We start from the raw sequence: 8,489 nt of genomic DNA, 5'->3' as shown, positions 1-8,489 counted from the left end.
TCTTTTTAGTATACGACCCTTCGGGGCGCTTGCCTACAAAAAAACTGTCGAGAAAGGAGACTTTCTCGACAGCCTGAGAAGCCCCCGGCATAGTTTGCCGGGGGATTCTTATTTTCCTGTATTCCTTTTAGAACGGGCTCTGTCCTTTGCGGAGCAGGAAGCCAAAGCCACCGAGAACCCATAGTGCACGGTTTTCGATCACTTTTTTCATAAAGTAAGCAGGACGGCCGTAAAGCTTTTTCGAACCTACGACGCCAATCGCCTCTTTTCCACCGAGAGAAGCCACTGTACCTTTGATATCAGCTACAAATGCTTCTGTCGGACGTCCTTCCATCAATGCTTTGATATTGTCGGCAGCTGTTTCGCCCTGCTGGAGAGCGATTTGAGCTGTCGGCGGGAACGGACGGTCGATTTCTGTATTGATGATCAGAGAACAGTCACCGATAATGAATTCGCGTTCATGACCGGGAGCACGCAGATCGTCATCAACTTTCACACGGGCACGGTTGTTTTCAAAACCAGATTCCTCGATAAGCGGATTGCCGCGGACACCAGTTGCCCAGATTACTGTCGATGTTTTCACGGATTCACCAGTATTCAACTCTACACTGTTTTCCGTTACTGCTTTGATCGGTGAATCCAGTTTGAATTCCACTCCGCGGTTTTCGAGTAGATTCATGGCATATTCCACAAGCTCCGGATCGAAGCCTGGAAGTGCTGTTGGCATCGCTTCGATAACGTACATTTTCACTTTATTGCGCGGTACATCGTACTCTTTACAAAGCTTAGGTACACGTTCACTCAGCTCGCCCATGAATTCCATACCGGTAAAACCAGCGCCTGCTACAACAAACGTCAGGTCTTCTTCTTTTGCTTCGTCGCTGTGATAACGGGCAAACATATACTCAATGCGGTCCTTCATCTGGCGGGCGCCGTCCACCGTCCAGCGGTGATAGGAGTTTTCATAAACGCCTTCGATGCCGAATGTTTCAGAAATAGCCCCAACGCCTACGATAATGTAGTCGTACTGCAGTTCGCCGCCGGAAGCAAGCGTTACTTTCTTTTCTTCTGTAACAACTTTTGTAGCTTCGTCCTGTACAAAGTTAATTTTATTTAAATCAAGAATTTTACTGACTTTAATACGGGTGCGGTCATGGTGAAGCGTTCCTGCAGCCGGCTCGTGCAGCCAGGTTGTCTGATAGTGATAATCGTGCCTGCTGACCAGCGTAATGTTTGCATTGTCTGTTCCTACTTCTTTTGCAAGCTTTGAAGCGGAAACGAGACCAGCATAGCCAGCGCCTAAAATAACAATATTTGTTTTTCCTGCCATGTCAATCACTTCCATCTTTTAGATTTTTGTTAAAAGCAGCCCATGTATGTGATTTATTTCACGTACATAACTATATCAAACCGACTTTTCTTTAATAAAAAAGAAAAGTTCGCTTCGTTTTCTGCTTTTAACGCGTTGCTTTTTGTAAAAAAATAGACACAAACCCCGTATTTAATATTATGGGTTTTGCTATAATATTTCAACCTTTTTCCCGATTTTCACCTTTTTTCATCCCTTCTTCCTAAACGCAGCAGGGAAATACCCTTGGCACTGATTTTGCTTATGTTACAATGTAACTCTTGAAACAATTTCTCAATTGGTTTCTATTTTTCTCAATCAGTATTATAATGGATTGAAATTTGAAAAGATTCTTGGAGGTGTACCTTAGTGGTATTAGAGTCAGATATATATGATGTGACCATTATTGGCGGCGGCCCTACCGGTTTGTTTACCGCATTTTACGGAGGAATGCGCCAGGCTAAAGTTAAAATTATTGAAAGTATGCCACAACTCGGGGGACAGCTTGCTGCCCTCTACCCCGAAAAGTTTATATATGATGTGGCAGGGTTTCCGAAGGTCCGTGCCCAGGAGCTTGTGGATAATTTAATTGAACAGATGAACCCGTTCAATCCGGAAGTAGTGCTTGAACAAAGCGTAGAAAATGTTATCCGCAACGAAGATGATCTTATCGAGCTCCACACGGATAAAGGAGTCCATTACACCCGCACTATTATTATCACCGCCGGTGTAGGCGCCTTTCAGCCAAGGAAGCTTCAAATCGACGGAATGGAACCATACGAAGATTCGAATCTTCATTATTTTGTTAACGATCTTCAGGCGTTTGCCGGTGAAAAAGTAACAATTCTAGGCGGCGGCGACTCGGCTGTTGACTGGGCAAACATGCTTGATCCGATTGCAGATGTCACTCTTGCCCACCGCCGGGATAAATTCCGTGCCCACGAGCACAGTGTCGAACAGCTTAACCAGTCGAATGTGGATATTCTCACACCGTTTCAGGTTAAAGATGTTATCGGAGATGGCGAACGTATTCAGCAGGTCGTTTTCGAAGAAGTGAAAGGCTCCGATGAGCAGATCGTCGACGTTGATTCCCTGATCGTCAACTACGGCTTCGTTTCTTCACTGGGCCCTATTAAAGAATGGGGACTTGATATTCATAAAAATTCCATCATTGTAAACACGAAAATGGAAACGAATATTCCGGGCGTATACGCAGCAGGAGACGTTACTTCCTACGACGGCAAAGTAAAATTAATTGCTACCGGCTTCGGAGAAGCTCCTACAGCCGTCAACAATGCGATGAATTATATTAATCCAAAGGCAAAAGTCCAGCCAGGACACAGCTCCCATATGTTTTAATAAAAAAACGATCCCGAATACGGATCGTTTTTTTGCTATTCAAAGCTGATCTCTTCGCCGGTTTCTTCCTCCACCGTGTCGGCAAAGCTGCTCTCCTCCTCTTCCATCCGCTCAAGCACCGGGTTGATGTTTTCTCCAATCGACTGCTGCAAATCCTCGGTGCTCATTAACTCTTCAGCAATAAACACATATTGGTTTGCATAAGAAACGTGCGCGTCATACACTGCCTGCATGTCTTCGCCCTCCGGCACGCTGATTGCTTCGACGTTATCATAGGCTGTTACAAAAATATCTTCCTGCATGCTTTGCAATTCTTCGGCTGCCCCTTCTTCTTCATTTTCTACAGCGTTCACGGCTTCTGTAAGCTGCGTGTCCAGCTCGTGAATTTCTGTGGCACTTTCGTCCACTTTGTCTATGTACTGCTGTTCTTCGTCTGATAAGCTGCTTCCACAGCCTGTCAGCATAAGTATTCCAAGCGTTCCTGTAAAGATTGTTCGTTTTTTCATAACTGACTCCCCTATTTTCACATTTTACAAATTATGCCTGTATGTGACCAGTAAAACACAAAAAAAGCAGCTGTGCACTGACAGCCGCTTTTTCTAAAGCTATTTTTCTAGCACTTCTCCGGTGTACCTTCTTTGGTTGCGGTCTTGAACGATGCGCCGCAGCCGCAGGAAGCGATGGCGTTCGGATTGTCGATCGTGAAGCCGCCGCCCATCATGTTTTCCTTGAAAGTGCTGATATAACAGCGTTTGTTAGCTGTTTGAAGGGTTAAAAATTGTAGGAACGGTTGTTAATTACATGCCTAAATGATTGTTAATTACTTTATATAGTATATTGTTTTTCATTAGCAATCAATCCTAATGCCAAAATTTTTTTTTACTTCCTTAATATATTACTATGAATCTAAATATTTTCTTTTATACTCTTCGATTAATGCTGTTAGTTCACTAAATTTCTCTTCAGCTATTTCTTTTTTTCTTTCAACTATACTAGCATGCCATTCTGCTTGAGGCCCCAATAATTTTCTAGTCCTTTCATCGTGCTCATCAAAATCCCCTATTTTTTTTCGAAATTCAATAGCCTTATTTTTAATATTTTTTTCCAATTCACTCGTAAATTGAGTTTCATTTTCCTCTATAAATGTTATCAAATCACTCAAATAAGCCCTTCTAGTTTCATATAATACTTCATAACGATAAACCACTAACTCTCTTTGAATTTTAACTACTTTTTTTTGAAGTTCAAGCAATACATTGGTGTAAAAAAAATCTTCATGTTTTTGTTTTCTTTCACTTCCATATGCTTCACTTTTCAAATTTTCACTATTAATTCTATCATCTTCAAACACTTCTTTACTTTTTCTATTTTTTTGATTAGATTCATTTTCGCTTGCTGTTTTTTTAATAATATCCTTATGCCATAAATTCATTACAAAAGTATTTACTTCCTTATGATAAAGAATATATAGCGGAATTAATACAAAACCGATGATGCTTATACTTGTATTAATTATGAATTGAAAAGTTCGATCAGAAATTATATCCCAAACAAATGAATGTTTACTTTTTAGAACTTTAATAAAATTCAATTCCATACACCTACTCGTATGCAGCTTAAAAACCACAGATTCATAATTTTTGCATTAAAAACTTTTAAAGTAAGCATAAAGTTAATAATTGTATATTTATGTCTGATTCTTTTAACTAGTGTTTAAATTAAACTACAAGCAACAACTATAAATTATTAATAAGACTTGTCAATTGAGCAATATACGGATTTACATTTACCGAAAATGCATTAATTGTATTGAACTTTTGCATATCTTCGATTAAAGATTTACCAAAACTTTTAACACGATTTTTCTTTGGATGATCTGCATTAATTTCTTTTTCTAAATCCAAAATATTCTCTCGGATTTCTTCAAATTCACGTTTTTCTTTTATTTCAGGTAGAATTGATTCTTTTAACTCGTAGATAGTTTCCTTCAGTTTCTCTATCTCCTCATTGTTAGATGAAGAATTATCATTAAACTGTTCTACTCCTTGACTATTGATATTTTGCATATATCCTTGCACAGAAGCATGAAAATTATTAATATATGATGTATTCGAAGTACTATGGGGACTATGATTTCTTTTTCTTCCTACAAAATCTTGAAGTCTACTCGATAGATTTAGTAAGTCAATCATATCCCCAGTCATGTCAGAACCTTCTTTATATAAAGTTTCTAACTTATTGAACTCGATACTGTTATCATAAGCCCTTATAGACGCTTTCCAGGTTTTCCTATGATGAGCATGATCTTCCTTTGCTTTTTGTCCACGGTTTTTTAATAATCTAACATGGTAGTCTTGTATTTCATTATTGATACCCCACAAAACTTCATCTATGTCCGTTAGGCTATTCTTAAAGTCTCTTTCTAATGAATAACAACTGACTTCAAAATCATAATCTACCGAAGCCCAATAACCATTTTCTTGAAGGTCTTTAATTGTTTCTGCAAAAATATTCTGCACCTCTTTGATGTTATTTTTCCAATCCTTCAAATCAACGATCATTTCTTGCAATGATTGTCCGCTATAATCAGTAGCCCCCACCATACTAGACCTTGTCATTGTCTGCCTCCTAACATATTTTATTTTTCAATTGAATAATCATTAAGATAACTTCAAATCGACTTCAGGGTAATTTTTATTTACTAAATCCAATATTTTATTAGTTAATATCTTAGCATCCTGTGTGACATCATTTAATTCGGGTTTTTCTTTAGGGATTCTATGAAGCCTATGCATAGGGTTCCCACATGTATCAAAAGTAGAATTTCGAACAGCAGCCCATTGTCCATGAGAAAAGTTAGATGTCCAATCGTAATAAGTATCATACGTTTTTTTGACTCCTGAACTATTACTCATCGATCTTAAATTAGATTTCTCCCAATGACCCAAATTAATATTTAAAAACTCCTCCCATTTATCCTCATTGGCTAATGCTTCTAGTGTTTCTTTATTCGCATATTTTGGTGTCCCTTCCATTTCTTCGAATTTCAACGAGGTCAACTTAGCTTGTCCAGAACCGTAATTCCTGTATGCTATCCATAATTCTTCATTATTTTTATGGCATAGATAAGCTAAACTAATATAACATTCTGTGATAGTTCTTAAACCCAACCTACTTATAATAGTCGTATTATTATTATAGCTACTCAATTCATCTAGTATTTCCAAGCAGTACATAGCTAAACCAAAGATGGTGTCATGTTTGGCATCGACTTTTGTAGTGGTATTAGTCATAGTAAAATATTTTTTTAATTGGCTTTTCACAATTGTTAGACTTTCCCTCTCTATATCAAGAGTCTGATCCAAACTAGGTTCAAATCCTAATTTCCAGCAAGGAGTATCTTTCATCCCCTGCTCCCAAAAATCATATACCCATTTTCCATCATCTTCTTCTGAAAACATCTGGGAAATAGCTCCTTCACTACTTCTTATAAATCCTTTTACTTTTTCTTCTTCTTCTACATAAGGGTAATTAAGAATCATTTCACCCTGTTCTGGGTTTTGCAAATTAAGGCGACCTATAACCGCTATATAATGCACAATGAACCATCTACAATCTGTAGATTCTAACGATTGTTGATCAATACAATTAGCTACAGTTAAGTATAATTTCCCCCACTCTTCTTCATTGCTATAAATACTTAAGTATTTCCCCCACTTATTTTTATTAGGAAGGTTTTCAAATAAATCTAAAGGAGTTAATGATTCTCTTAATTCTAGATGATTACATGCCAAATCTAAAAATCCTTCAAATACTTCATCATCGAGTTTCGATAAATTAGTTATTGATAAGCTTTTTGGTCTTTTTTCTTCTTCGAGATCATAAAAATATTTCGTAATCAATTTTAATTTATATATAGCTTCTTCCCTTTCATTTAAACAAATTATTAATGCAACCCACATATTTTCAGGCATTCTTTCATCAGACCATGAAGCTAAACTCAACTTGTCAATCTTGTTTATTGGTGGAATTAAGTTTTTATTTTGCCTCTCATGTGAAGAAATTGGAGTTCGATTATTTTTCCTTTTTTCTTTTTTTCTGTTACTTGCTCTTCCCATGCAAAAAGCTCCTTATATTTAAAATAGTAATTCCAGTAAATTCTTTTAAAGAAATCGCTCTAAGTGTAAATGAATACCGTATGCGGGCGTAGAAGTGCCTATACTTTTTCACTGCCACTCTATCTGGCAATGGTAATAAATAGCCCCCGTCTACAATAAAAACCTATAACATAAAACTACTCAAACTATTTTCAATTTCTTCTTCAGTAATACCGATATATTTTAAACTTATTTCTGGATGCGAATGATTCAATATCATTTGCAATGAAGCAATATCATTTGTTTTTTTATAGTACCAATATCCAAAAGTTTTTCTCATCGTATGCGTGCCAATTCCCTCATTGATATCTACCATATTAGCACTCTTATTAAGTTGCCTATAAGCTTGAATACGAGTGATAGGCTTATCACCTTTACGACTTGGGAAAACCCATTTCGATCCTTTGAGGCCGCTTAAATAGCTTTCTAATTCATCATAAATGTTATTCAAATAAATTTTCCGTGGTTTTTGTGTTTTTCCTTCTTTGATTATTAAGCTTCTCTTACCAAAAACATCTTTTACCTGCAACTGCAATAAGTCACTAACACGCAGACCAGTATTAATGCCCATTAAAAACAAAATATAATCCCTTTGGGAACAATATTTTTTTAAGCTCCATTTCATATCCTCAATTTGATTTAATAACCTTAAGGGTTGTACATTTTTTACTTCTTTTCGTTTATCAGTATTTTTTATTGTCATTCGAGTTCCTCTTTTCTAAAGTCAATAAAATCAAGGTTTTGAATGTAACATATTTCTTATTAACTAGAATCATACCATACAATTGAGTATAATCCAGTGTTTTAGCACTTTTGAATGTAACTTAATAGGTATTTTGTTACATACATACTTACTAATACAAAATTATATGTACCAATTTAATACATACGTAAATTAACCTTCAATGACAACATTCCATAGAAATTCATACGTATATATTTTTTACGTGTTTTTAAAGATAGTACTGTTATATTTCAGAAAGTTAATGTATATTTTTTTATTTTTTGTTAAAATCATAGTACTAAAGTTTTGTTTAATATTAATATAAGCGGAAGGAGCATTAGTATGAGTGATAAAAAAGAATATTATTTTAAATCATCTAAAACTACAGTAATCCTTGAAGGAAGCTTTTTACGTATTAAAAGAAAAGGTTTAACCAACGCTGTTAACCATGGGCTTGACGGAGAAAAGTCTATTGATTTAAGAAATGTTACGAGTGTTCAGCTTAAAGAACCTAGAATTACTACGGGTTATTTGCAATTTGCCTTTAGCGGTAGTAGTGAAGGAAAAGGCGGCGTGTTCGAAGCTGTAAAAGATGAAAACACTATAGCATTCATTAAAAAAGACTCTCCGAAAGCTCATGAAATAAAAGAATATGCTGAGGACATCATGAACAGTAAATACAATTCTACTTCTACAGCACCACCTGCAAGTGCATCAGAAGAGATCAGAAAGTATAAAGAGTTACTAGACGATGGCATAATTTCAGAAGAAGAGTTTCAAACGAAGAAGAAACAATTGCTTGAAACGTAATATTACAAAAAATAACTCGCCATGTAATTCATGCGAGTTATTTTTATTTTCCCTATTTACTTATTAGTACCTTCTTTACTGATAAATGTTT

8 protein-coding genes and 1 pseudogene are annotated in these 8,489 nt (G+C 36.3%); 2 read left to right on the top strand and 7 right to left on the bottom strand.

What is annotated here, in order from left to right; translation table 11 throughout:
* Positions 1-127: 127 nt before the first annotated feature.
* On the bottom strand, positions 128-1,330 hold the full coding sequence (locus tag ACTRXG_RS14085; RefSeq protein ID WP_474263758.1) for an NAD(P)/FAD-dependent oxidoreductase: 1,203 nt from the start codon (positions 1,328-1,330) through the stop codon (positions 128-130).
* 387 nt (positions 1,331-1,717) lie between these two features.
* Here ACTRXG_RS14085 and ACTRXG_RS14080 point away from each other — a divergent pair, with 387 nt between their 5' ends.
* On the top strand, positions 1,718-2,707 hold the full coding sequence (locus ACTRXG_RS14080; RefSeq protein WP_474263760.1) for an NAD(P)/FAD-dependent oxidoreductase: 990 nt from the start codon (positions 1,718-1,720) through the stop codon (positions 2,705-2,707).
* 35 nt (positions 2,708-2,742) lie between these two features.
* On the opposite strand, the gene ACTRXG_RS14075 is transcribed toward ACTRXG_RS14080, so the two are convergent.
* The 6 genes and pseudogenes from ACTRXG_RS14075 to ACTRXG_RS14050 all read right to left on the bottom strand — a co-directional run bounded on the left by ACTRXG_RS14075 (position 2,743) and on the right by ACTRXG_RS14050 (position 7,567).
* Positions 2,743-3,213 (bottom strand): hypothetical protein, encoded by a 471-nt coding sequence (locus ACTRXG_RS14075; RefSeq protein ID WP_474263762.1) that lies wholly within the window; start codon positions 3,211-3,213, stop codon positions 2,743-2,745.
* Positions 3,214-3,320: 107 nt separating this feature from the next.
* Positions 3,321-3,440, bottom strand: a pseudogene (locus ACTRXG_RS14070) (iron-sulfur cluster assembly accessory protein); the annotation flags it as partial.
* Positions 3,441-3,605: 165 nt separating this feature from the next.
* Positions 3,606-4,298 (bottom strand): hypothetical protein, encoded by a 693-nt coding sequence (locus ACTRXG_RS14065; protein WP_474285545.1) that lies wholly within the window; start codon positions 4,296-4,298, stop codon positions 3,606-3,608.
* A 145-nt stretch (positions 4,299-4,443) separates the two neighbouring features.
* Positions 4,444-5,325 (bottom strand): hypothetical protein, encoded by an 882-nt coding sequence (locus ACTRXG_RS14060; RefSeq protein ID WP_474285544.1) that lies wholly within the window; start codon positions 5,323-5,325, stop codon positions 4,444-4,446.
* A 42-nt stretch (positions 5,326-5,367) separates the two neighbouring features.
* Positions 5,368-6,825 carry a DUF5677 domain-containing protein gene (locus ACTRXG_RS14055; protein WP_474285543.1) on the bottom strand — a complete coding sequence of 486 codons (1,458 nt, stop codon included), beginning with the start codon at positions 6,823-6,825 and terminating at the stop codon, positions 5,368-5,370.
* 163 nt (positions 6,826-6,988) lie between these two features.
* Positions 6,989-7,567, bottom strand: coding sequence for a tyrosine-type recombinase/integrase (locus ACTRXG_RS14050; protein WP_474285542.1), 579 nt, complete (start codon positions 7,565-7,567; stop codon positions 6,989-6,991).
* 363 nt (positions 7,568-7,930) lie between these two features.
* On the opposite strand from ACTRXG_RS14050, the gene ACTRXG_RS14045 reads away from it, so the two are divergent.
* Positions 7,931-8,398: an SHOCT domain-containing protein gene (locus ACTRXG_RS14045; protein WP_474285541.1), complete on the top strand. Its 468-nt coding sequence runs from the start codon at positions 7,931-7,933 to the stop codon at positions 8,396-8,398.
* Positions 8,399-8,489 lie beyond the last annotated feature (91 nt).

The organism is Marinococcus sp. LNSP9103-4, from assembly GCF_056034345.1.
Note: the sequence above shows the minus strand (reverse complement) of the source record. Positions and strands in the feature narration are given on the sequence as shown.